This is a genomic window from Citrobacter sp. Cpo221 (assembly GCF_030332345.1).
GTDB classification, from domain to species: Bacteria; Pseudomonadota; Gammaproteobacteria; order Enterobacterales; family Enterobacteriaceae; genus Citrobacter; species Citrobacter portucalensis.
Genome location: NZ_JAOWIA010000054.1, coordinates 1 through 22,720, shown reverse-complemented (window position 1 = coordinate 22,720; position 22,720 = coordinate 1). Strand labels below are relative to the sequence as shown.

The window sequence follows — 22,720 nt, the reverse complement described above, 5'->3', positions numbered from 1 at the left end:
TCAGCTCCGTTGCTAAAAACGTCTCTGCCAGCCTGCCGACGGGGAAGCCAGAACATGTTGCGGACACAGGCAACGTCAAGCTGGATGAAAGCCAGACGCGCCCGGTACGCGATAACGCATACGAATGTGAGGTCATTTTGTAGTCCGGTTGGTTTACTGAGGGGTAGCCTGGCTGCTTGCCGGCATGGGTGGCAGCATTTTCGGGTCAACATTGTCCAAGTCAGCCTGAATGAGACTGGCCATACGGCTTTCAAGGGCGGGAATATCCATCATCCCCTGGGTCAGCGGGTAGGCTTTGAGCGTATTGACGTTCACCATGAACGCCGTTGGTGTGGCAATCGGCAGCCCGTTGCCAAAGAACGTGATAATTTCATCCGCTATGGGAGACGCCGGATCGGTTTTTCGTGGGATCAGCGGTGTGGGAAACGATGTATCACCGCCTCCATCGAGCGTATACGGATAGATTTTTATCTGATGCTGATCGGCCCAGCCTTTAACCAGTGGGTCAAATTTTGCGCTGTACTGGCAGTGAGCCTGCATAAACAACACCACCGCATAGTCCTTCATATTTGCCTGACGACCATCGGGTAACGCCATCAGGCTTTGTGGTGATACGGCGGATTGCGGTCTGGCAGATACCCCGGCCGGAACGTTCGTTTTTGCGGCATCCAGCGCGGCCAGCTCATCACGGACACCTGCGCCGGCCAGCAGAGGAAACATAAGAAGCAGACTAACAGCGAATTTACCGGCCATGCGTCACCTCCCGGGCTCGTCTGGCGAGCCATTTCAGCCGGCATTCGTGCACGGCGGTGATGGCCAGCAAAACAGCCGCTACTGCCCACATCAGATACCCGGCCCACAGCAGCAGGCCCTGGGTGAACGTCACGGACACCGAAATTAACTCACTGAGGCACTTCGCCACCATGCCCCACCAGAAAAGAGGAACCAGCCTTACAACACATGATTTCATGATTTCATTTTCCTGAAAACGTTATGGGGAATGGAAACACCAGGGAACCCGTTGAATAGCAGCCAGATGACCAGCCCCAGCAGGGCGGACGTCAGATACAGGGAACGAATGGCGCTGTTCGTCTCTTTCTGCCAGCCCATTGCATCCACATGGACAGTCTCCCGGGTGCAGATGACCGGAGGGGCGGGTTTTATCTGCCTCACAGTTTCCGCCCCGGTTTCTTCGGGGGTAACGGCACGACCTGACACACGGACATATTCACTTTTCCTTCCGGAGTATCCGCAACCAGCGTTCTCGCCTCTGAAAGAAAACGACCGGCAATCGACTCGTTGAAGGACAGCATGATGAACAGGACAAACAGCATCAGGGAAGGGGCCGTCACCAGGGAAAAGAAAACGGCACGGCGCAGTGCCCGGGAGGCACGCGCAAAGGCAAATTTATTCACAGGAGTATCCTTAAGACTGGGGTTTAAAACCGGTGGACACATTCAGGAATCGCTTGGAAAGTTCATCCTGTGTCATGAAGCCGTAAGACAGGGCGCGGAAGGTCTTACCCTTCGGGTCAACCAGAAACAGTGCCGGGAAATGCGTGATATTCATGGTGCGGGACTGTCCCGAATCAGACCGGCTTTGTGGCAACGACGCGGCGACCTGGCCGTCCACCGAAACGGGGATCAGCGATATGCCGTTGGTTTTGGCAAAGTCAGCCACCACGCCGGCCATCTGGATATCAATCGGGTCACTGCCACGATAGAAGTAGAAAAGGCCGTAACGCTGCGCTATCTGTTCCACCGCATTCTGCCGGGCCTGCTGGTCACGGGTCTGCACGAACGGGGCCATACTGTTGTAGTGTGGATATTCCAGGTTGTAATCCAGGTCCGGGTGGCTGAGTTGCGCCGCCGCAAATGACTGACTGAACATCGACCCCCTGTCCGTCCAGAATTTCTGCCAGCGCAGGAACGTCGCCGTATTCTCCCGCGTGGGGTACAGGATGGCGCGGTTCAGCGCCTCCATCGTGTACCCCCGGAGGACCTTAGCCTGCTCCTGCGCCGACAGTTTACTGAGGTCGGGAACCGCCTGCGGGGGCGGTGGTGATGTCTTTTGTGGTTTCTCAGGCGGCGTTTTCGGCTCGTTGTACCAGAACCAGCCGGTAAACGGGTCAGCCGGGATCACAATGTCCTCAGCCGTGGCGGACAGACTGATGACCAGTAACGCCAGCGCATAAAAACACGGCTTCATTTCTGGCCTCCCTGACTCTTCTGCTGATTGACCTGCGCGGCAATGCGGTCCTTGATGAGCTTCACCTGCGTCCCGGTATCCGGGATTTTCTGGTTGTTCATCAGGTCTTCGTAAAAGTCAGCAAAATTGATCAGGTCGAAGTTGATAGCCTGTAGTTCGCTGACCGAAATCCCCCGGCAGTCCGGGTTTTTACCACTGCCAAAGCCGACATGCAGCTGATCCCGGCGCCCCTGCTCCTGGATAATGCGCGCCAGCTTGCCCTGGAAAACGCAGTACACCTTACTTTTCTGGAGGCAGACGCCCATCACCGCCCGATCACATCGCTCTCCCACACTGACGGTGATTTTTTTCGCTTTCGCCTTCGCCAGTGCCATCTCATCACTGTTGCAGGCCGCCAGTCCCGAGTCTTGCCCCCAGCCTGAATCCTTGCAGCAGTTTGAGAAGCCTGCGACCGCTTTCCGGCAGCTCGTGACCTGACCGGTGAAAGCGCGAACATCCATACCATCCTGGGTGTTTTTCACGTCATCCGCCGCTGATGCCAGCCCGGCCAGTTTTGACACCGCCGTATCAAACCCGCTATCCCCGGCCCCGCCGGTATCACTGCAGTCCCCCGTTTTGCAGAAGTACTCACCCCCGCAAATCACGCCACCAGACGTGAACGTTCGCTGACACTGCCATGTTTCTTTCTGATGAATACAATAACCGGATTCAATCTCCGTACAGGTGTGCCCTGTTCTCGTACAATTTTTGTCATTCATCAGACTGCCACAATTGCCAGCCGAATCAGTCGATACAATGTAGTTATCAGTATATTTCCAGCAGTCGCTGTGCATGGTGTAGTTCTGCCCGTCAATGGAAACCGTTTTATCCCCTCCCGGTTCAGTACAGACAGAACCACTCATTGAAATCGCGGTAGTTTTATTAAAATCACACGCCTCATTCCAGACCAATTCTGGCTGTGCTTTCTCAGCCTCCAGCGTTACTCTTATCTCAAGTAATCCGGAGTTCAGTGCGGCGCACGTCGAACCGAACATATTGCAAGCATCCGGCATCTGGTTGACAGAATTTCCAAAATATTGTCGGGTCGAAAATGAAACAATCTGGCCTTTTTTAATATCCATTCTGGGAAACGTTACTGGCATAGGTATATTCTTAGCAGGGCGGACAACCAGGCCATTAACGCGCACGTCATCGTTAGTTGTTACTCCCTCTGTTCCTAAAGGATATCGAACCTCAATTTTCCCCTTCGTTACAATCATGTCGTCCGGCGCAACGAAATCGAACTGATACCAGTAACCAGCGGTGAGGCTTCGTTTTATTGACTGCTTTGCATCCAGAACCCAGTCTGCTGCTTTTGTTTTGCCTGATTTGCTGAGCTGGATTGATGCGGTTCTGGAGCAGGTTGAAGAAGAGTTAACGTCACGTTCGCAGGTGAAATTTTCAAACGTCGTTTTTGAAACCGTCGATTCCTGGCACTGCTGCGGGTTTCCTGTCCCGTTGATCATATTGCCCGCATTCGACTCCGCACTTTTACCTGCCGTAATAAAAGGGGCTTCAGGGTCAATCACCGGTAGCGGGTTTTTGATCCCGGAGTCGATAATCGCCTGACCGGCCTGGCTGTCCTGCAGGGCGTTCTGCCCTTTTTCTGCCAGCCCGCCGTCACCGCCTTTCACGCCGCCGTAGTAACCACTTTCCGGCGGGTTTGAGGTATAACCAGGAATATCGCCCGTGACCGCGTCCGGATTTTTCAGGCTACTGGTCCCCTGTCCCTTATTCCCTTTCCCAAATTCCGCTCCGGTATTAAAGGCATCACTGGTTGCATCTGCCAGCACCAGTGAGGGCAACAGGATTAGCGCCCCGACAAGACGAGCTTTCATTCTCCCTCCTTCAACAGTTGTCTGGCTGTTGCTGCACAGTCCCCGTTTTCAGCCACTCTTTCCAGAGCCTGTTTCAGCGGAAGGCTGCCGCGAATCACATCAAAATGGCCCGGGCAGGTCACCACCAGAGCCGGTATGGTCGTAATGTGGAATTCGGAATACAGTGTCGGGTCAATCTGAACACCAATGTTTTTATCCTCTTTGGACAGTTCAAACATCGCGCTGGCGGTCTGTCGCAGGTCGTTATTTACCAGTCCACGGAGCGTAGCGGGAATACCGTAACGGTTTGCGTCCCGTAGCATCGGTAACAGACCTTCCCGGGGAAGCCCCAGGCTGACAAAGTAGATGGCTGGGAACATTTTTTTTTCGCCCCCAGGGCTTTCTCCCTGCTGTCGGGCCACATCCCCCTGCATCCGGTTTATCAGCGCCTGTTGTTCCGGCGGCAGAGACAGGGTCTGGCCCTGAAGATTCTGTTTAAACGCGTCCATCGCCTGCTGCTGTTGTTTCATCCACGTCATATCCCGTGGGGACACACCTGCCTGCTCACTGGCTGAGACCAGCGACGTACAGGCCATCAGGGCACTGGCAAGCAGTACCCGGTACAGAGTCTTGTTCATGGGAGGAACCTCATGTATAGACGCAGTTGCGTTTGCGCCAGAGCAGATAACCGAAATTTTTCTTTGAATGGGGCGCGTTGTGCGGTGTCCCCCAGGTCTGGGTACTGGCACCAAACGCGTGGCAACTGTTGGTTTCGGGATACATGTTCACCATCTGGTAACGCCAGCGTTCTTTCGGCACGATGGGTGAGGGATACTGATAACACACGGCATAATCAGCCCCCACCGTATTCATCACCAGACCTTCCCGGTGCAGCTTGAAGGCCATTCTCTCACTGACCAGCAGTGAGGATTCCAGCGGCGAAAACTCCCCGCTGGTATACCCCGTAAAGGGATACATACTTCCCTGACTGCCGGCACACCAGAACAGGGGAGATAACGGTACGCCAGCGGTACTGGCCACCGCATCGGCCGCACAGGCCGCCTGCGCAATCAGGTTGCCAAACAGTGCGGCCTCCGGGTTAATCATCATGGACAGCGTACTGTCATTCCAGAGCGGGTCGACTTCAGACATGTAGGCAATATCCATGTCGCCCCCCTGAAAACAACCGGTGCTGGTCATGATGCTCAGCCACGAAATCAGCGGGTATTTATACCAGTGAACATGGTAGAACGCGCCGGCAGCGGGTCGATCGCTCTGACCGGCGGTGCCGGTTCCCGTCCGCCCGAGGTCTATCTTAAATCCCCCCATGTTGACCATCACCCCGGGCTCGCGGGTCACATCCGTCATGGCCGTGGGCTCCCAGTACCCAATAGCCAGTCCTATCCGGTACAGCACGCCGTATGAACACATCTGAATGGGAATGGAGGGGTTGCTGGTATCCGGCTGCGGTCCGGACGCCAGTTTGATACTCCCGACCGACATCGGAAACAGGCACTTCCAGCAGACGTCCGAAATAGGGTTTACCCATCGTCCCTCCCCGGCATTACTGCTGGCTGCAGATACCTGCCCCGGCGTCCAGACCGTCAGCGCCAGAATCAGCGCGGCAAACCAGACACCGCGTTTCATGGTGCCTCCCGCAGCCAGACACAGACGGGGCCGTCTTCCGTGTCGTGAATGGAGCCGGTAAACCAGCCCTCGCCGGCAGGCATGGAGGGCTGCCACTCACTGATATCGCAGGCGCCATGCTTCCAGGCCTCCGTGACATGGGGAGGGGCGTCGTTCTCCAGCCAGCGAAGTGCGCAGACCAGATTGTTCCGGTGCAGCCAGTTATTGAAGTCAGCCCGGGAGGCTTCATCGCCAGCAGGCTTAAAATAGCGAGGGTGAGTCCACAAGCCGTTACGGTCACGGGTCACCGCCACCGGTCCGACCGCTGTTGAATGGGTCATGGGGTATCTCCGGATATGCCCGGGCCACCGGGATGATGGCGGGCGTGGGGAAAAATCAGTGGTTCCGGGCGTTGCTGGCCGCTTTCATGATGATGGCCAGCCGTTGTTCCCGGGTCATTTCATACAGGGCAAGAATGCCCCCGCGCATTACGGCAGAAGGTTTGTAGAGCGGGTTCTCATTGAGGATCTCATCCAGTTGTCTGGCTGAGCCCTCATCGTGACGTAATGACGAGATGGTGACATTCCGGCCCTTTTCACCTTCAGGGTCTTTTTTCATGGCATTACCTTGTCAGGGTTTTAAGAGATACCGGGAGGGGAGCCCGGCTGAGGCGAAGCGCCACGCAGTGAGCACCGGAGAGCCTGAGTGCCTGGGCGGTTGAAACATCAGAACGAGGCAGGCCGGATAACCAGGAACGCGTAACCACAGCGGTGCTCATCAAAATTGCTGCCCTCTGACGCGCCCGCCGCAATCGCGTCTGTCGCCTCAGTCAGAAACCAGGCCAGTGTGTCGCAGGAGGTGCGGGGTGTCCCCTGGAGGATCACATAAATATGGCGGGCCAGACTCCCCTGCGACAACCGCCCCGCCATTTCCAGCCAGGGCGGAAGTGACGGACCGTCCTTATCAGGAAAAAAAGCCTGCTGGTCAGTGCACAGGCGGGCGTGAACACGCCAGTGCACGGAATACTGAGGGACGGCCACCCCGGTGTAACCATAATCCCCGTGATAGTGGCATCCGTCGGTGCTCACAGGCAGTCCGTTTGTCCGCAACGCGCCGGCCGCGCGCGCCAGGCAATACACCAGATCGCGCGTTAACATGCCCGGCTGTGCATCCACACTGACGGTTACCTGCGTAAAGGGGGACGGCTGTTCATCTTCCTCCTGCGGGGGCGGTGCCCCGCTGTCTTCGCATTGACCGGAATACCTGTGCATCCTTTTTCCCGGTGCGCCCGACGCCAGACAGTGCAGCCCGACCAGCAGGGCCCATAAAAGGCAGCCGAACGACGTTAAATCCATGCTTCCGTCTCCTGCATATGCCTGACTATCAGACCGACCAGATAGTCCGGGAAGCGTTCGTCACGCGCCTGCGGTTCGACCAGCGCCATCTGATTTTCCCTGAGCCAGTTAAACCAGGCCTGGGTAACCAGCACAGGGTTCCAGGATTCAATCTCGGGATACAGCATTTTGAGCCGGTCCGCCGTTCCCTGACGGGTAACATGACGGGCGGGTTTCCCCGGCGATTCTGGAGTGGGATGGCTTTTTCTTTCCCGTCCCGGTACCGCATGACGCATTTCCGGGAACAGATCACCTAACGTTGTGGCTGTCATTTCTTTGCTCCTTTTACGGGGATCTCCTCAACGTTCAGCATGCGACCGTCGCGGGATATCCGTGCGGGGATGTGTGAGAAGCCAAACTTGCGGGTCAGGATACCTGCCTGGTCGAAGTAGATACGTTCATCAAGCGCATCACTGGTTTCCTTTATATTGCCGTTCACCAGGATAACTTTGCTGTTCGTCTGTCCGGCGATTTCCTTTCGGGTCCACTCCACCTGTGCCTGGTCATCACCATCGATGAAATAGAGCACCTGGGCGAAGGGCACCTTATCAAGCGGGTTGATCGTGTCACCTTTACGGGCAATCACTTTCCCCTGCATATCCGTAATGGTTTCTTTCACGGTAAATGTCGGGTCCCAGGGGAAGCTGCGGTATTTCACGGCCCGGCTCAGCCCCTCAACCGGGGCCGGGCGAACGGCATTTTTTTTCACCCGCGCCGTAGCTTCTTCCCGCAACCGGTCGAGTTCCCCGCTTTGCTCCATCCCCTTCAGTCGGGTCTGAATAAAGTCCAGCATGTCCTGCTCTGCGGGTTCAAAGACGTTCCCCCAGGTACCGAGATCTCTGGCACCACTGCCGGCTGACAGTGCCAGCAACAGTAATGCCATCAGTGGCTGACGTTTCTTCACTGCCCCTCCTGCGTGCGCCGGGCAATGTCGCGGCGAATATCGGGTGTGATATCCGGCAACGGACTGACCACCGCAGGTTTCACCAGAATGATGGCGTTGTGCGAGGTTTGCCACGCCGCCAGGCTGTCAGACATTGCCGTGTTGAAACGGGCCGTCAGCACTTTCGCTTTTCCTTCATCGAGCTGCAGCTGTGCCGACTGCTGCATAAAGAGGTCGATGGTGCCTTTCATGTCGAAGACCACCACGTCCGGGGACGTGGATTTCATATATACCCACGTTATTCCGGTCATGACCAACTGTGAAATCAGCACACAGGCGGCTATTTTCACGCTCCGGGCTTTCAGCCAGTCCCGCGGCTTTATACCTGCGCGGACAGTGGCGGCCTCATACGGTTGTTCATTCTGTTCACTCATGCGGCTTTTACCCATTCTTCAAGTTCACGAAGTTCGTCACCGAACTTCTTCTCGGCCAGCAGATATGCGGCTTCATCTGCCGTGGCACCGGCTTTCTGTGCGTTCTGCATATAAGCGAAGTCCTCCCCACGGGAACTGAACATGGCGCGGGTAACAGGATCGACAAACAGGCGATGAAACGAGCTGTACTCCCCGGCGCTGATAAGCAGCGAGCTGTAACCGGTCTGCAGTGCAGGCTGGAAACCCCGGATAACTTCTTTTTCCATGTCCGAGAACTGGTCCGGATTGTCGGAGAGGTACTGTTTGAAGGCTTTCGCATCCTGCAGGAGGGTGATTTTGGTCGAACTGTTGTTCCAGGCCGCTTCCGCTTCTTTACTGGCGCTGAAGTCCCTGATGCCCTGCGTGATGGTGATGAACGCCCCACGGTGACGGCGCACAGTACGGTAGCCGGTTTCAATAAAGCGGGCTGCATGTGGATTGGAGCCACCGAGCAGTCGCCAGGCCTCGTCGATGATGCAGACTTTTTTGAGGTCACGCGGGCTGTGATACATCTTTTCCTGAATCGCCAGGATGAGCGAAAACAGAATGGACGAGAGCAGTTTCGGTTTGTTCTCCAGACTCAGCAGCTCCAGAACGGCAAAACGTGTGTCACCATCCAGCGTCGGGTTGTCCGCATTGAAGTATTCGCCATCCGGTCCCCAGGTGCAGTAGGTTTCCAGCAGCATGGCCAGTTCAGCCAGACGCGCCGTGATGGTCGGTTTTTCGGCAAAGCGCTGATTAACATCAGCGCTGGTCAGGAAACTGAAAACGTCATCAATACGCGCCTGACAGCCTTTTTTCTCCCACGCATCCATCACCGCTTTCTGCAGAATCGCTTCACACACAACATCCAGCGGCTCGGTCGGACTCGCCAGTACCGTCAGCAGACGCACAATACCTTCAGCGGAGTGCCTGATGTCTTTCACGTTAGCAAACGGGTTAAAGCGAAGCTTCGAACCGTCGAGATAAACCCCGCCAGCCTGGTGACAGTAGTTCTTGTAACTGTCACCCATATCGATGACCCAGGCAAAACCGCCTGCATTCAGGACATCACGGAGAACACCCTGCGTCAGGAATGACTTACCGGCCCCCGAGGTTCCCGTGACAGCGATGTTAAAGTTGGTGCTGCCGTTTTCTTCCCCGAACATATCAAAGAAAGCCACCTGGTTGCGGTAGGTCGGCAACGGCATGCCCACATGCGACAACTGGCGCTCAGCCACCACAGGCATCAGGCTCACGGCGTTCCAGGATTTCCCCCGCAGGGTGGCCCCCGTCATTTTGAGATCTTCCCACATCCCTTCCTGCATCACGAACGGGAAGCCGGCCAGCCAGTTACGCATCTGCTGGTACTGCACCGTAACCATCTCCAGCTCGTTCTTACGGAAGACGTTAATGGCGGCCAGCTCACACTTCTGCGCCTCCGTATTATTGTCGGGCGTGAACAGCGTCAGGTTAAAGTAGGTCCGGCAGAGGGCGATTTCGTTGGTCGACAGTTGTTCACGGGCTCTACGCCATTCGTCTGCCGCTTTTTTGGTCCCGGGGAAAAGCGCCCCGTAGGCTGAGCTGGCCTTTTTGGACAGGTCCGTATCCTTGCGAAAGGCCTCACTCTGGCTTCTGGTCTGCTCCTCCAGTTCAGTGGTCCAGGTGATCATAAACGGGCACGGAATACCGAGATCAGGAAAGCGGAGATTCTGCAGGTTATCGGCTCCCTGCCAGAGTGCGAACCGGCGGGGATTTTTGCTCAGTTGCATATTCACAATCCGGCAGGCTGAAGCCGGAAGTCGTGTCCCGTCTGTTTCGATTTTTTCCGGTAATTCGATACGGATATGTGACGGGTGAACACTCAGGTCAATGGCAGGATCGACCACCTGACGGTTGAGCAGCTCATCTTCGTTATAATCACCCGGCGACATCATGACCTGCTCATGACGGTAGTTCATCAGCTCACGCATGACCGACAGGAAGGCATTCACATCGGTGTTAACGGAATCTATCCGCGCCGCCCCCAGGGAAACGCGAATGGTGTTGCGTATCTGAACCAGGTCATCCATCACCTGCTGGGAGAACCGTTTCACCGCTTTACCGTAGACGATAAAGATACGGTAGTTTCGCAGATAGAGCGGGTACTCACGCTCATTGGCCAGTCCGTGGAGTGCCGAACGCTCCCAGAACGCACGGGTAATTTTATTCAGATGATCGGCCATCTGACCTTTCCACATATCGGTACTGACACCCCGCGCAATACGCTCGCCCACACATTTACTGGCAGTCAGAACAACGGTGACCGGTGTTTTACGCGGGAGTTTTTTACGCAACATGTCATCCAGCGCGGCCATCACCTGCTCATTGGCGCCAGGCAACGGCGCCAGTTCCAGAACAAATCCTGCAGTACCGGTATTGATGAAAAGCTCATTTTTTTCATCGTAATAGCGATAAGGCAGACTGGCCACCAGGGAGGGATAATCCCAGGTCTGTTCAAGGTTGGCACGCGCGGTCGCGGCACCGTCCTTACGCCGCCCGCTCTCAATCAGCCCCATCAGGCTGTCCAGGACACTGCTCATTCCCCGCCCTCCCCGATAACACGGAAGCTTTCGTCCCAGTGGGATTTGTTTTTCACAAACTCAACCACAGAAGGCTGATGGAAGTTGTCGTCCGTATCCACCCACGGTGCAATCCACAGACGCTGGGTCGCATCCGGGATACGCTGGACCTGTACGCGTCCGGCCGTATTAACAGGGGTGACCGGAACAACGGGACGCGGACTCACGCGAGGTATCACGCCCGCCAGCATGGTGCCTGCCGGTGCCGTGGCCAGCGGACGTGGCGCGATGAGCGGAGTAGCCGGGGTTCCGGTTGCTGCGACTGATACAGGACGTGACGCATTCACGACAGGTGCCACGTTACGCAGTGCCGGCAGGGTTTCACCCGCAGGCTTTTTTGCGGTTTTACCGGCGTTAAGTTCGTCCAGGCTTTTGCCCTGAGCGGCGAGTTTGTTGGCCTCGCCGGTCGTCAGGCACTGGTCAGTTGCAGTTTTATTGCAGTCGAAATCAGAATTCATGCCGGCACAGCCGGTCAGCGCGCTGCACAGCAGTGCAGCGCCCATCAGTTTTTTCATGGGATAACTCCGGTTAATTTATGGCAGAACCAGTAAGGAATGGGGGCGGATAAGGTTGATTTAATTTTTCTGGTGCAGGACTAATATAAAAACAGCCTGGGCCACTGCGCTTAAAATAGTGCCAGCCAGAAAGAGGTCGACATTCATACGCGCCATGCTCATATCAATAAACGCCCAAATCAAAGAAAGGCAAAGCAGTATCAGCCAGGGCGCTATAACCCCCAGGGATGTGAAAATAATCCCTTCGATTCGTTCCCCGAAAGTAACGGCTGCTGTACAGAAAAGAAGGAACAGCGCAACAAGCAGACCAACACGCCAGCTACTCCACTCATACGTCACCACCCCTTTACGTATCAGTACCGCCCAGACAGTCAGTTCAGTGCTGTAGACCATAAAAGGAATGAACACATGGCGAAGGTCAGAAGCACATTTCATGATGCAGGAGGATTCGGAATTTAACGTCACTGGTTCCTCTCCTTGCCGGGGTTGCTGTCGGGATGGTTATGAAGGAACTGAAAGCGACCCGTTACGGATGATTTACCAGACAGCCTTTCCACCTGAGTTGCTTTTTCCTTTTCATACCAGCGTTCCACAGCTTCACGTGTAAGTACCCGGTTCTCCACAACCGAGGCCTGTAACTCCCGCCATGCCACAGGGTTAAGCGGTTTATACCGGGCCAGTTTCCTGTCCAGAGCATCAGGCCATGTCCGGGGTTTACTGTCGAAAAGCCGCTTGAATAAGCACAGAAATAAGATTATTCCCCCAAAGCTGGCTGTACACTGAAGCCACCAGGTGATGTCCAGATACATCCATACCCCGCCGTTCGCGAAAGCGAATATCAATGAAAAGGTGTAAACCCACTGTTGATGTGGGGGATAATGGTTAGCCTGCCACATATGCAGGTCCACCCGAATATCGTTCAGCAGTCTTCGGTTTGTATCCATCTTCCACCTCAGTTTATTGTGTCACCGAGCCGCAGCTGGCTGGCCTGGCGCAGAACGTCATCCGGGTTGATGTTGCCCACCGATGTGGTGCTGTGCGTGGCGGTCTGGTTGACAGGCTGCGGAGTCACAGAACCCTGTGCGGCGTTACCGGCTTTCTGCAGCTCTTCTTTCGCCTTCGCGTCCTCAGCATCTTCCAGCGTTTCAAGACGGAAGCCTTTCTGGAACACCACAGTGACGCGGTTCCCGGCCCCGATATCAATAATCGGATGATACTGTTCAGCACGTTTTATCCAGTACTGGCTCAGGGTGTCAGCGGCTTTACTCGCACCGCCACCCAGCCCCTGTTTAAACACATCACCGGCACCGATATCGGCAGTGGCCCCGAGGCCGACCGACGGCGTGGCGGCCGATTTAATCCCCTCACCAAAACCGGAGAGCAACCCGGCGGCACCGGCATAACCGACAATCATACCGTTACGCATAACCGGCTTCCCTCTGATGCCCCCTTTGCCCTGGTAGCTGACGTGTCCGTCAAACTCCATATCGATATGTTTGCCGTTCTTCAGCACGCAACTGATAGACCGGGTCCGGACCTCACCGCGCTCACTGGAAATATCCCCCCAGATTTCCCCCACAACGAAACAGCCATCAGCACTGTATTCCTTGTTATTGGGCATCTGGATATTTCCCAGCAACCGGATAGTCACGGGGCGGGTATTCTGCTGACCGGTGACGCTGGCGTTGGCGTCAGCCCCTTCAATCATAATGGCGTCAGAGAACGACCCCGAAGGTATCCACGGCAGTTTCGTGGTTTTCTTTTTAAGGTTCTCGTAGGTAAATTTTGAGGTGGTAAGACCTCCGGTCATACGTTGTCCGGAGCCCCCCGGATAGAACGCTGCGCCCTGTCCCATATTGACTGCACCACTGGCGGGGGGCGCTCCTGTCGGGGTCACGGAGTATTCTGCGGGGCGGGACTGGCCGGCGGCAACGGGACCCGGGAGCGGTGTTCCGTTCTGGTCTGCAGGTGGTGTCTGCGGGTTACTGCCGGCAGGTCGCTGGTTAAGTTGCTCAGTCAGGCGCTGAATTTCAGCGTCCTTCCGGGCCATTTTCTCGTTCGTGTCGAGTTTGTTCTGTTCAAACTGTTGTGACAGTGTGGCGAAATTCTGCTCCAGCGCTGACGTTTTGGCCTGCTGTTGTGCCAGGGCGGCATCGTTCACCTGTTCATTAAACGTGGCAGTCACCACACCGGTCATATTCGGCACAGCAGCTGGCGGAGGCGCTTTTTGCTGTTCCTGATAATGCCCGTACCAGGCAACGCCACCGGCCATCGCGGCCCCGGAGGCAATTACTGCCGCCAGGATGGCAATCTGTTTGCGGCGGGTTTTCAGGTTTTCATTCAGACTCATGAACGTGGTTCTCCGTCATCTGAAAACACAATCCAGGCATATCCTTCTCCGCCCGCATAAAGCTGATGCTGTGAGAGCATGACGGCGCGGACCCCTTTCTGCCAGAAATCACGCTCTCGCAGACTCTGTGTGATATTGCCGGGATTGCTCATCCGAAAACGCACAATGCGCAGATGGTTGCCCACGAACTGACGTTCCGGCGTCAGGCGAACGGTTGCGCCCGGGTGGTATGCCGTCATGCGGCTGACCGGGTATTCCTGATAGTCATCAGGCACCTGGCCGTTAACGATGGCACGGGACAGAGAGACCAGCGTTTTTTCGTAGCTCTGTCCCTCTTCCCAGGCTTTTGCATCGTCATTCCTGCGCAGTGGCGGTGACATCGGGGTAAAGCGCAGTGTTTTTCCGTTTCCGGGCTGAGGCCGGACGTTCAGGCTCAGGGAAGACCCGTGGTCGGTCTGGATAAAGACAGTGAAGTTCTGGCCGACAAGGGGCGACAGAATAAGGGCGCCGTCATCGGTCTGGCTCTGGTCATAGGCACCGGATGGGCCGCTGATGCTGGTGATAAGTTCTCCGTTAACAACAACTTTGGTCGGGTTGGTGTTGCTGAGCGTGACATTAAAGGCGGCGTCGTTCTCAAACGGAATGGCTGCGGGAGCGGAAGCGGCCAGAAGGCCGCTGGTAAAAAGTCCCGTTGCCAGTAACACAGCAGCAGCTGCCGGTGAAATTGCGTTTTTCATGGGCAGTCCTGTCAGTTAGTGGTGGTGACCGGCTGGAGTTCTTCGAACTGGTGAAGTGTGACCAGCCCGTCGATGTAACGGATTTTCAGTCGGTATGTTTTTTCCAGGTCTTTAAGCGGAATGGTGATGGCGCCGTTTGTTGTGGAGGATTTCAGCGTACCGCTGAATTCGACCACACCAGGCGCATCCATGACGCGGATTTCTTTCGTATCAAAGCGGGTGGTTATCCCCCCTTTTTTGATGCGTTCAGCTTCAATATCCAGCGCTTTTTTCAGTTCATCCCGTTCGGCGGAGGGGACGAAACCGAGCAGCATTTTCTGGTTATTGTCGACGTTCTCCGGGCTGACATTCAGTCGCCAGTATATAAAGGCAGAGGCGAACATGGTCATACCGGTGGCATCTGCGCCGGAAGCATCTGAGGTGAAGGGTTGATTAAAAGACATGGGCGTGGTGACAGTTTTCTGTGTGGTGGCAAAATGCCACGCCAGAGAGCCGGTCAGCACATTTCCCACCCCACTCAGCAGAAGCAATGAGGCCAGCGCAATAAACGCATAACTGAGTTGTTTATCGCGTTCACCTTTAATTTTAAGCTTCATGGTAATTACGCTCTCCAGTGCCGGAAACTTGAATCAGGTATCTGCCTGAAGGTCACCCTGAATAAAAAAGAGGGAAGATGCCAGTAGCAGAAATTCAGCAGCCAGAATGACCCCTGACCTTTTTTCAGATATCTGATGGTTGCCCACAGCAGGCCCGCGATAACAGAAAGCTCCAGTGACATATTGTTCAGCACACCCAGGATAATTAAAGGTGCGACAATTAACAGTTCATCGAGAGGGAGACCGAAATAGCGTTCCTGCTGATTGAGTGTTTCCGGGAAGTAGTATTTATCCTCTTCCCCGTTCATGGTCAGCTCGCAATACTGAAAGCGACGCGGGTGAAAATGATACACATAACAATACCGACAAAGACCATCGGCGAGCGTACTTTGATGTAAATAAACAGGCCCATGATAATTTCGGCAATATAAAACCATTTTACAATGGAAGAGCCAGAACCGAAGGTTGAGTTAACGGTTGTGTTTTGTGATGCAAGTAAATCAGTTCCGCTGGCCAGAGCCGGGTGTGCGACCATAAGTGAAATTAAAATCAACCCTCCGTTTTTAATAAATTTTTTTAACTGTCGGTTTTCGCGAGCTTTACGAAATAAAGACGCTACCGCCCATCCCTTCATGACATTAAGGGCATTACCGTTTGTGGACATGCTTGTTTCTCCGGATGTAAACAAAATGAGTGTACGTAAGTGCTTGTTTACGCACGCGATATTGTCCCATGACTCTAAAAAAAAAAAACTGTGACACATGTCACATTATTTAAAATATTTAGGATTTTTCTGAATATATAAGTGAGTAGGCTTGGTCATTCAGGTTGTTGGAGTGTTGAATGCGAGATCTATAGCAATGAAAGTAAAAGAGAAAATGTGGGGTGGCCGGGGAAGGCCGCGTAAGTTCCGCCCGGGTGAGGCTGTTGAGTGGCGACTGCGGGCGCCGGATAATTTACTGATGGAGCTGAGAGTATGTGCCAGAGCAGGAAAGAGAAGTGTTAATGACGAAATTATTGCACGCCTGTTATTGTCTCTGAATTATCAGCCGGATATTCCTGTTATTAAAACGGCGGAAGGTGAGAGACTGATTTCTCTGGCGGTGAAGTTTGAAGACTGGCTGCATAACCTGCTTGATGTGGATACACGTTGCGGGGAGGTAAATAAAAGGGATAGTCCCCCTGCGGAGCATCTTTGGGTGTGGCGTGAGGGTGAGCGAATATTACTTCCGGGTAAGACAACAGGATATAGTATGCGTATTCCGGGGAATCTTGCCGAAGAGATTCGCACAATGGCCAGGGTTCACAGGCGCAGTCTGAATGATGAAATGCTGACGAGGTTGATGAGTACACTGAAATATTTTACAGGGCGGGTACTTGAACAGAATGAGGATGCTCAAGCCCTGAAAGTGCTGTGCATGGAATTTGAGAGTTACTTAAAAGAAAAAATTAATGAGGCAGAAAAAAGCGCGCTTCCGTGGGATGAGGATGGCGCGCAGTGATCGACGGAGGCCGGGTCGTCCGGTCTCTCGTGCTATTTATCATCGATAATGAAGTGCTGTTTCTCTGCTGCGTCTTCAGCAACATTAATGGCGCTGATGTTATTGTTTATCAGGTCATCAAGTGAAACTCCCGCCTGTTGCCCCTTGAAGTTAACATAGATTTCAGAGACCAGTGCAGTCAGAATCATAATACCTTCCCGGGAGCCTGATACTTTCTTTATCAGGTCGCGGCGGAATCCATCAAGGTCGAAGGTTGACCCCTCTTCTTTGGATTTATAAACCATAAGACCAAGCCGGACAAGTTCATTGACTATTGAAGAATAGTTCATTTCAGAGGTGGTTGCGCCCTTCTGAAGTTCAATATCCAGTATATCCTGTATTTCCCTGTCGATTTTATCTTTGAAGTATATGTTCTTGCGCGGCATAATATTTCCCTGATTTTTTCATGCAGTGCCGGATACGGCACTGTCGACCATTTTTCATGTGAGTTAATTCACCCTCAACCTGAAGAATGCGTTCATATAAAGCCTGTTCTGACTTAAATGTGTGTGTTAATCCGGCACTGTGATGTGTGTGCATCCGGCACCATCAGGTGTGTGGATTAGGCACTGTGATGTGTGTGCATCAGGCACCATCAGGTGTGTGGATTAGGCACTGCATATCACTAACCTACTCTATTATCAGGATACACACAATCCCCACACTTTACAGTGCCTAATCAGGCACTGCAAGGTGTGGCAATCAGGCACTGCAAGGTGTGGTAATCAGGCACTGCAAGGTGTGGTAATCCACACACCTTTTTCCCACATATTCCAACTTTCCGCATAATGGCATAAGTTATTTCACTGAATTCAAAGAGAAAAACTGCAAGATGAAATCTTGCGTGGGGTGTGGTGTTTTTAGAGGTTAGTAAAGAGCGGCTCTGATATACCTGCTCCGGTTTGGTTATCTTTATTCATGGCGGTTGGTAAACACGTGATTTTGAGCGCTTCCGCGCGTTTGTAGGGAATTATCTTGATTCCAGTGATCTGCCGGGGTATTTTTTAGAGCACCTTCCAAAGCGGCTTATATTTCGCTAAATGGCATAAAAATGAAAATATCGTTGATTCCCTCAGTTCTGCTGGTTATGTCATTGTCTGCGGGCGCAGCTCCGCAGATGTGCTTTGACCAGGCCGGAAAGGATTATCAGATTGACCCGCTGCTGCTGATGTCAATTTCGATTAAAGAAAGCAGACTGAAACCAGACGCGATCAATGGATCGAATAGCAACGGCACAGAGGATGTCTGCGGTATGCAGGTGAACAGCTCCCATTACGGGAAACTTAAAAACTTTAATATCAGCCGGGAACGGCTTTTAAATGATCCATGTATTTGCGTGTATACAGGTGCGTGGGTTCTGGCGCACAACTTCCAGTCTTACGGAAGAAACTGGGACAGCGTGGGAATGTATAATACGGGACCGAACAAAAGGATGATCGAGCGCCGTCGTGCGTATGCGCGGGACATCAGGAATATATACCGGGTGTTACTGGCCAGAAAAGATATCATGGCTCAGCGTTCTGCAGGTTCGGGAGAGATGGTAAGCGGTTCAGTGGTACAGACAGATTCGCCTTCGAAATTGACGCAATAAAAAGCCGCTCATCAGAGCGGCTTATTTTCAGGCCTTCAGCTTTGCAAACTCTTCAGCCATTTTCCATAACGCCTGATTCAGTTTAATATCACCATCAATGCCGGTGACTTCCCGCGTTCTGGTTCGCCCACCTTTTGCTGTCTTACCGGAAATCCCGCCCTTTATCACGTTTTCCTGAATACGGTTAAACGTGGTCCATAAATCCGGGCTCTTATCTTCCCAGCGACGGGGCTGTAATAACTGGTCAGGCGTGACAGGGGAATGACCGCCGTCATATTTGTACTCCAGCGCAGCGGCGCTTAACAGACGCTGTTCCGGCTCCGACAGCTGGATACCTTTCATAAGGTCAATATTCCCCGCGACTGTGTCGAAGGTTTCCAGCACAGTATAAGCGCCCTCAATAACCTGCCCCACAATATCGCCTTTATGCGGGACTTTAATCTCGCCAAAATTTTTCCAGGCAACCAGACCATTTGTGCAAATCTGACGGAACATGCCCGGGATCATTTTGTAACTGCTGGAGCCGTCATGGCTGTTCAGCAGAATAATTTCGGGAACTTCTTTACCCGCGATTTGATCGTGGCGGCGCAGGCGTAATAAGTGTTTGGTGAACTCACGTTTTTCAACGTCGCGGGTTCGTGACTGCGTGGCATAATAAGGCTGGAATCCCTCTTCCCGCAGGCGATCCAGAATTTCAATGGTTGGGATATAGGTATAACGCTCCGAGCGTGATTCATGTTTCTCAGAAGAGAATGCACTCGGCACGATGCGCTGTAATTCGTCATTCATCAGCGGGCGGTTCTGGCGAATTGAGGTTGGTGCGCGGTAACGGTTTGCAAAGCTGATCATAATATTCTCCTTTAATTAGAATTGACTGAAGTTAAAACACGGAAGAAATTTTCCATTGGCAGTGCAATAGCGACCGGCCAGCTGTCCACAATCCAGATAGAAACATATTCATCGCTGTATTTATTCAGCATGATCATTTCAAGGCCGCATGCTGGCGGCGTGAAAACGGCTGGCTGCGGTTCGCCTTCGGTTGCTGCCAGTACCCAGCAAAACAGCTCGGTAAACTGGGCAACGGAAAGGGTTGAATCACATCTTCCGGAAGATTCTTGAGCGGCGGTTTTGACGTTGACGTTTCGTGTGTGCATCCTGGTTTTCTCCTGTGGTGATGGTTGTCCATCTCCCTGGTGAGTTCTCTCGCGGCAAAGGGCAAAGGAGCAACGGCGAAGGGCGGAAGGAAAGGGGCGGCGGCGGAAAGTTTTTGCGGAACTTCGCAAAAAGTTTTGGCGGAGTTCATTTCACCCCTTGGATGACGACCCGACGGTGCTACGACCAGCCCTGCGCGGGAGGACACACAGGGTGATGGCCTCACCGGGGGAACAGGATGCACGCACCCGACACGTCGGAACGGCGTGGCGGCATTAAAGCGACGGCATCAGCCGGCGCGGTGGAGGCGACGCGACCGGCACGGTCGCTGTGAGCCGGGGGGTTGACCTTCGCCATCAGACCCTAGCGAAGCACGAACCCCGAAGGGATTCGGCGGAGACCGGCCGGTGCGCAGCAGCGGCCCTGGCGGAGTGGGGCTCGACGACTGGACCGCGCAGCGGGTCAGGAGCCGAAGGGGGCCATTGCCCTGCCCTTTGTGATTTTGCAGTCAGTATTCAGCAACAGCACAGTACAGGCCAGCAGGACAAAGGATCCGGTGATGACGTAAAAACACCAGAAGCGAGTGGAGGGCAGCGGATGAGCAGCGCGGCCGCCGAAGGCGCATCTGCTGGTTTTGCCCCGCAGGGGCTTATCTTTTCGCCCGTTATCCACTGGCACGTTGCACTGAACGGCCTGAAAGCTGTGGATAAACAAAGGGGAAGCACGTCCCGTGCCTCCCCCGTTAATTTGCCTGTATTTTAATCAGTGCTTACCAGCTGATATCCCCGTCATCTTCGCCGCTTTCCTGTTCAAAGTGCATTTTTGCTATCCGCAGCGCTGCGTTGAAACGCGCCTCACCTGCTCCGCTCGTCCCGCACTGCTCACACAGGTGCAGCATGTCGCCCAGAAAATCCGTCAGCACCGTGTCCAGTGACTCGCCGTCATCATCGAGCCCGGTCAGGCGCGCAAACTGCCAGAGCGCCACCGCTGCCAGCGCGGCGCGATCGTCATTGCTGCGGATCGGCACCGGCCCCCCTGCCCTGTCGACCTGCGCCGCCATTACCTTCAGCACGGTGGCCGGAACCGTATTCAGCTCGTTATCGTTCATCCTCTTCTCCTCCGGGCAGGCCGCGCCTGCCCTCTCTTATGTTCAGGCGGCCGCTCTGGCCATAAACTTACGCATTGCATCGATGCGGCTACGGAACGCGAGCCGATCAGCCCAGTTGTTCAGGTAATACACGGGGGTATAGCGCACGCAATTCACCTGGAGAGTCAGCGTATTGCCGGTGATCACCTCTGCCGGAATGCCGAGGAGGCTCAGCTGGACAAAAGCAATATCCGCCACCATCGGATCGATATCGGTACAGCGAGAGTAAAGCTGTTCTGAAGGGTTCAGACCTGCCTCAAGCATGCACTGCGCCCAGGCAATAACCATTCCTGCCCCGCCGCAGGCGGGCTCGTCTAAAGTCACCCAGCCCTGACGCGCCACAACATCAGGCATATCCTGTGACAGCATTTTTGCCATCATCAGCTGGAGATCATACGGGGTGAAAAACTGCGCCATTTCAGCCGCGCCCAGCTCCAGCTCCATCAGCAGGGAGCCCAGAAAATCCTGAAATTTGCCCTCAAGCGCCGTGACCATCAGACAAAACAGCTGTTTAAAGTCGCTGAGATCGCCGGGTTTGTAGCGGTCGCAGATACGGCGGCTTTCTTCGACGTTCTCCGGCGTGCGGATACGGGCCATATCCAGCTCGCGGGCGGCCAGTGAGATGAAGTCCCGGAACACCTCCAGACGACGCATATCCGGCGCGGTATGACGGAACACGCTGATAAACTGCCTGCGTGCTTCCTCCGGACTGATCATGCGCGGCAGGCTGGCTGGCTCCGTTACCGGTACGGCGGCGGGTTCGGTCATAAACAGGGATTCAAAATCAAGTTGTGACATGGTTTTCCTTACCGGCCGCCCGTGGGCGGCCGTCTCCTGTTATGCCAGACCCAGACCGGCGTAAACCGTGGTCATAAACTCCTGCCACTGGCCGAAGCGCAGCGCGGGCATGTGGGCACGTTTACCGGCACGAATGGCATTTACAAACGCCTCCGCCTGTGCGACAGTTTGCGGGTCAAATTTCATGATCAAACTCCTTACGTTGGTTGTGATTGCCGGTTCACCGTTGCTGCGGCTACCCGGCGTTGAGAAAGCAGGGGCAACCCTGCTTTTTTAATGCGCGGAGATCAGGGGTTCATCCAGGCAAAAACGGTTAATCACCTCCCCGATCAGCCCCCTGTGCGTCAGGGTGTGCAGGTCACGGCATTCAAAGAAACGCTCCCCATAACGCACAAAAATCGCGGTCACGTCCCCGCCCGTGAACTCCATTGACTTGAACGATTCCCCGCCATAGCCACGGCACCAGTCCATCGGCGGCAGCGATTCCAGCTGATCGACGTAACGGGCCTGCGTGATTTTCGTCCACTCACGGCGATAGCCGATGTTCTGCATGATTTGCACCTGTGCAAAAGGCATCAGCTCGGCATCCGGGTACATGCTGCGCACGGTTTCCAGCGACCTGGCGCCGTACTCGGTCACCCATTCGCCGTCCTGCTGTTTTGCCCAGGCATACACGGTGTTATGGGACGGAACATAAAAGGCCATTGGGGCTGTGGTCGGGGTAGTAACGTTCATCTGTTTAACTCCTGAATATTGTCTGTTCTGCCATGTAACCCGGTACATGGCCCTTTATCCCGGCAGCGGTGCTGCCGGACTGATTAACTGTGGATCGAGCAGGGGTCGCCGCTGTCGTTCTGGCATTCGGGACAGGCCGCTGTCTCAGCAAAATCTGCCGCCGTACGCCAGCCCTCTTCCCATGCGCTGACCAGTTCAGGCACGTCGGTGATCATGTGCGGGGGTGCGGTCTCGCCTGCCCTGAAATCGTGGTAGCCCTCGAACTGTGCCTCGATCTGAGCGTCTCCCATCTCGCACTCTGCCTTTGCCTTATCGATGGCCAGCATCACCCGCGCCATACCCCACTTAATGCGTAACGCCAGTCCCGGCATCGGCGGCAAATTGTCCGGCAGGGTCACGGCTTTAACGGTGTTTTCCCCCATCTTCCTGGAAGATTCTTGAGCGGCGGTGTTGACGTTGACGTTTCGTGTGTGCATCCTGGTTTTCTCCTGTGGTGATGGTTGTCCATCTCCCTGGTG

At 54.5% G+C, this 22,720-nt stretch carries 33 protein-coding genes and 1 pseudogene; 3 read left to right on the top strand and 31 right to left on the bottom strand.

The features are described 5' to 3' along the window. Positions 1-153: 153 nt before the first annotated feature. From trbB to OGY72_RS13745, 23 genes are all read right to left on the bottom strand, one after another. On the bottom strand, positions 154-753 hold the full coding sequence (gene trbB / locus OGY72_RS13855; protein ID WP_008324897.1) for an F-type conjugal transfer protein TrbB: 600 nt from the start codon (positions 751-753) through the stop codon (positions 154-156). Beyond that, positions 743-970, bottom strand: a complete 228-nt coding sequence (locus OGY72_RS13850; protein ID WP_008324899.1) for a hypothetical protein — start codon at positions 968-970, stop codon at positions 743-745. The genes trbB and OGY72_RS13850 overlap by 11 nt, the downstream gene beginning before the upstream one ends. Next, positions 967-1,173 carry a hypothetical protein gene (locus OGY72_RS13845; RefSeq protein WP_286547958.1) on the bottom strand — a complete coding sequence of 69 codons (207 nt, stop codon included), beginning with the start codon at positions 1,171-1,173 and terminating at the stop codon, positions 967-969. Before OGY72_RS13845 ends, OGY72_RS13850 begins: the two co-directional genes overlap by 4 nt. After that, a complete protein-coding gene (locus tag OGY72_RS13840) occupies positions 1,170-1,415 on the bottom strand; it encodes a hypothetical protein (RefSeq protein ID WP_286547956.1) in 246 nt (81 codons plus the stop codon). The genes OGY72_RS13845 and OGY72_RS13840 overlap by 4 nt, the downstream gene beginning before the upstream one ends. Positions 1,416-1,425: 10 nt before the next feature. Next, positions 1,426-2,208 carry a type-F conjugative transfer system pilin assembly protein TraF gene (gene traF / locus OGY72_RS13835; protein WP_008325103.1) on the bottom strand — a complete coding sequence of 261 codons (783 nt, stop codon included), beginning with the start codon at positions 2,206-2,208 and terminating at the stop codon, positions 1,426-1,428. Next, complete coding sequence (gene traN, locus OGY72_RS13830) at positions 2,205-4,085, bottom strand: type-F conjugative transfer system mating-pair stabilization protein TraN (protein WP_008325102.1); 1,881 nt, start codon at positions 4,083-4,085, stop codon at positions 2,205-2,207. Before traN ends, traF begins: the two co-directional genes overlap by 4 nt. Beyond that, positions 4,082-4,702, bottom strand: coding sequence for a type-F conjugative transfer system pilin assembly protein TrbC (gene trbC / locus OGY72_RS13825; protein WP_159137304.1), 621 nt, complete (start codon positions 4,700-4,702; stop codon positions 4,082-4,084). Before trbC ends, traN begins: the two co-directional genes overlap by 4 nt. A 10-nt stretch (positions 4,703-4,712) precedes the next feature. Beyond that, on the bottom strand, positions 4,713-5,711 hold the full coding sequence (gene traU / locus OGY72_RS13820) for a conjugal transfer pilus assembly protein TraU (RefSeq protein ID WP_008325100.1): 999 nt from the start codon (positions 5,709-5,711) through the stop codon (positions 4,713-4,715). Then, entirely contained in the window at positions 5,708-6,031 is a 324-nt protein-coding gene (locus OGY72_RS13815) for a hypothetical protein (protein ID WP_286547952.1), read from the bottom strand. Before OGY72_RS13815 ends, traU begins: the two co-directional genes overlap by 4 nt. Positions 6,032-6,086: 55 nt before the next feature. Continuing rightward, complete coding sequence (locus OGY72_RS13810) at positions 6,087-6,308, bottom strand: hypothetical protein (RefSeq protein WP_234610376.1); 222 nt, start codon at positions 6,306-6,308, stop codon at positions 6,087-6,089. A 107-nt stretch (positions 6,309-6,415) separates the two neighbouring features. Next, complete coding sequence (locus OGY72_RS13805; RefSeq protein ID WP_234610377.1) at positions 6,416-6,961, bottom strand: hypothetical protein; 546 nt, start codon at positions 6,959-6,961, stop codon at positions 6,416-6,418. A gap of 74 nt (positions 6,962-7,035) precedes the next feature. Next, a complete protein-coding gene (locus tag OGY72_RS13800) occupies positions 7,036-7,356 on the bottom strand; it encodes a hypothetical protein (protein ID WP_008325090.1) in 321 nt (106 codons plus the stop codon). Continuing rightward, complete coding sequence (gene traW, locus OGY72_RS13795) at positions 7,353-7,988, bottom strand: type-F conjugative transfer system protein TraW (protein WP_104652357.1); 636 nt, start codon at positions 7,986-7,988, stop codon at positions 7,353-7,355. Before traW ends, OGY72_RS13800 begins: the two co-directional genes overlap by 4 nt. Then, entirely contained in the window at positions 7,985-8,401 is a 417-nt protein-coding gene (trbI, locus tag OGY72_RS13790; RefSeq protein ID WP_008325088.1) for a type-F conjugative transfer system protein TrbI, read from the bottom strand. Before trbI ends, traW begins: the two co-directional genes overlap by 4 nt. Beyond that, positions 8,398-11,001 (bottom strand): type IV secretion system protein TraC, encoded by a 2,604-nt coding sequence (gene traC, locus OGY72_RS13785; protein WP_191608554.1) that lies wholly within the window; start codon positions 10,999-11,001, stop codon positions 8,398-8,400. Before traC ends, trbI begins: the two co-directional genes overlap by 4 nt. Next, entirely contained in the window at positions 10,998-11,555 is a 558-nt protein-coding gene (traV, locus tag OGY72_RS13780) for a type IV conjugative transfer system lipoprotein TraV (RefSeq protein ID WP_008325086.1), read from the bottom strand. The genes traC and traV overlap by 4 nt, the downstream gene beginning before the upstream one ends. A 60-nt stretch (positions 11,556-11,615) precedes the next feature. After that, complete coding sequence (locus OGY72_RS13775) at positions 11,616-12,020, bottom strand: hypothetical protein (protein WP_191608555.1); 405 nt, start codon at positions 12,018-12,020, stop codon at positions 11,616-11,618. Then, positions 12,017-12,499, bottom strand: a complete 483-nt coding sequence (locus tag OGY72_RS13770) for a hypothetical protein (protein WP_117343947.1) — start codon at positions 12,497-12,499, stop codon at positions 12,017-12,019. The genes OGY72_RS13775 and OGY72_RS13770 overlap by 4 nt, the downstream gene beginning before the upstream one ends. 8 nt (positions 12,500-12,507) lie before the next feature. After that, complete coding sequence (traB, locus tag OGY72_RS13765; protein ID WP_191608557.1) at positions 12,508-13,905, bottom strand: F-type conjugal transfer pilus assembly protein TraB; 1,398 nt, start codon at positions 13,903-13,905, stop codon at positions 12,508-12,510. Beyond that, positions 13,902-14,642, bottom strand: coding sequence for a type-F conjugative transfer system secretin TraK (traK, locus tag OGY72_RS13760; protein WP_117343945.1), 741 nt, complete (start codon positions 14,640-14,642; stop codon positions 13,902-13,904). Before traK ends, traB begins: the two co-directional genes overlap by 4 nt. Before the next feature lie 11 nt (positions 14,643-14,653). After that, the gene (locus OGY72_RS13755; RefSeq protein ID WP_117343944.1) at positions 14,654-15,238 is read right to left on the bottom strand and encodes a TraE/TraK family type IV conjugative transfer system protein; all 585 of its coding nucleotides are present in this window, start codon (positions 15,236-15,238) and stop codon (positions 14,654-14,656) included. Positions 15,239-15,243: 5 nt separating this feature from the next. Further along, on the bottom strand, positions 15,244-15,546 hold the full coding sequence (gene traL, locus OGY72_RS13750) for a type IV conjugative transfer system protein TraL (RefSeq protein WP_008324958.1): 303 nt from the start codon (positions 15,544-15,546) through the stop codon (positions 15,244-15,246). A 2-nt stretch (positions 15,547-15,548) separates the two neighbouring features. Continuing rightward, positions 15,549-15,902, bottom strand: a complete 354-nt coding sequence (locus OGY72_RS13745) for a type IV conjugative transfer system pilin TraA (RefSeq protein WP_104652443.1) — start codon at positions 15,900-15,902, stop codon at positions 15,549-15,551. Between the two features lie 196 nt (positions 15,903-16,098). Here OGY72_RS13745 and OGY72_RS13740 point away from each other — a divergent pair, with 196 nt between their 5' ends. Next, positions 16,099-16,740 carry an Arc family DNA-binding protein gene (locus tag OGY72_RS13740; protein WP_191608558.1) on the top strand — a complete coding sequence of 214 codons (642 nt, stop codon included), beginning with the start codon at positions 16,099-16,101 and terminating at the stop codon, positions 16,738-16,740. Between the two features lie 32 nt (positions 16,741-16,772). Here OGY72_RS13740 and OGY72_RS13735 read toward each other — a convergent pair whose 3' ends face one another. Beyond that, the gene (locus tag OGY72_RS13735; protein ID WP_286547933.1) at positions 16,773-17,165 is read right to left on the bottom strand and encodes a relaxosome protein TraM; all 393 of its coding nucleotides are present in this window, start codon (positions 17,163-17,165) and stop codon (positions 16,773-16,775) included. Between the two features lie 665 nt (positions 17,166-17,830). Here OGY72_RS13735 and OGY72_RS13730 point away from each other — a divergent pair. Continuing rightward, positions 17,831-18,370 carry a lytic transglycosylase domain-containing protein gene (locus tag OGY72_RS13730; RefSeq protein WP_104652324.1) on the top strand — a complete coding sequence of 180 codons (540 nt, stop codon included), beginning with the start codon at positions 17,831-17,833 and terminating at the stop codon, positions 18,368-18,370. A gap of 27 nt (positions 18,371-18,397) precedes the next feature. On the opposite strand, the gene OGY72_RS13725 is transcribed toward OGY72_RS13730, so the two are convergent. Beyond that, entirely contained in the window at positions 18,398-19,219 is an 822-nt protein-coding gene (locus tag OGY72_RS13725; RefSeq protein WP_413592988.1) for a DUF932 domain-containing protein, read from the bottom strand. A gap of 11 nt (positions 19,220-19,230) precedes the next feature. After that, positions 19,231-19,524: a hypothetical protein gene (locus OGY72_RS13720; RefSeq protein ID WP_159137418.1), complete on the bottom strand. Its 294-nt coding sequence runs from the start codon at positions 19,522-19,524 to the stop codon at positions 19,231-19,233. Positions 19,525-20,119: 595 nt separating this feature from the next. Between OGY72_RS13720 and OGY72_RS13715 the strand changes: the two genes are divergently transcribed. Beyond that, on the top strand, positions 20,120-20,284 hold the full coding sequence (locus OGY72_RS13715; RefSeq protein WP_172452836.1) for a hypothetical protein: 165 nt from the start codon (positions 20,120-20,122) through the stop codon (positions 20,282-20,284). Positions 20,285-20,291: 7 nt separating this feature from the next. Here the strand turns inward: OGY72_RS13715 and OGY72_RS13710 are convergent, their stop codons facing one another. From OGY72_RS13710 to OGY72_RS13690, 5 genes and pseudogenes are all read right to left on the bottom strand, one after another. Continuing rightward, positions 20,292-20,630: a hypothetical protein gene (locus OGY72_RS13710; RefSeq protein WP_104652327.1), complete on the bottom strand. Its 339-nt coding sequence runs from the start codon at positions 20,628-20,630 to the stop codon at positions 20,292-20,294. 42 nt (positions 20,631-20,672) lie between these two features. Continuing rightward, a complete protein-coding gene (locus OGY72_RS13705; RefSeq protein ID WP_104652328.1) occupies positions 20,673-21,467 on the bottom strand; it encodes an N-6 DNA methylase in 795 nt (264 codons plus the stop codon). A gap of 39 nt (positions 21,468-21,506) precedes the next feature. After that, the gene (locus tag OGY72_RS13700; protein WP_104652329.1) at positions 21,507-21,653 is read right to left on the bottom strand and encodes a succinate dehydrogenase flavoprotein subunit; all 147 of its coding nucleotides are present in this window, start codon (positions 21,651-21,653) and stop codon (positions 21,507-21,509) included. Between the two features lie 87 nt (positions 21,654-21,740). Continuing rightward, entirely contained in the window at positions 21,741-22,202 is a 462-nt protein-coding gene (locus tag OGY72_RS13695) for a hypothetical protein (protein WP_191027955.1), read from the bottom strand. Positions 22,203-22,285: 83 nt separating this feature from the next. After that, positions 22,286-22,720 (bottom strand): annotated as a pseudogene (locus OGY72_RS13690) (hypothetical protein); the annotation flags it as partial.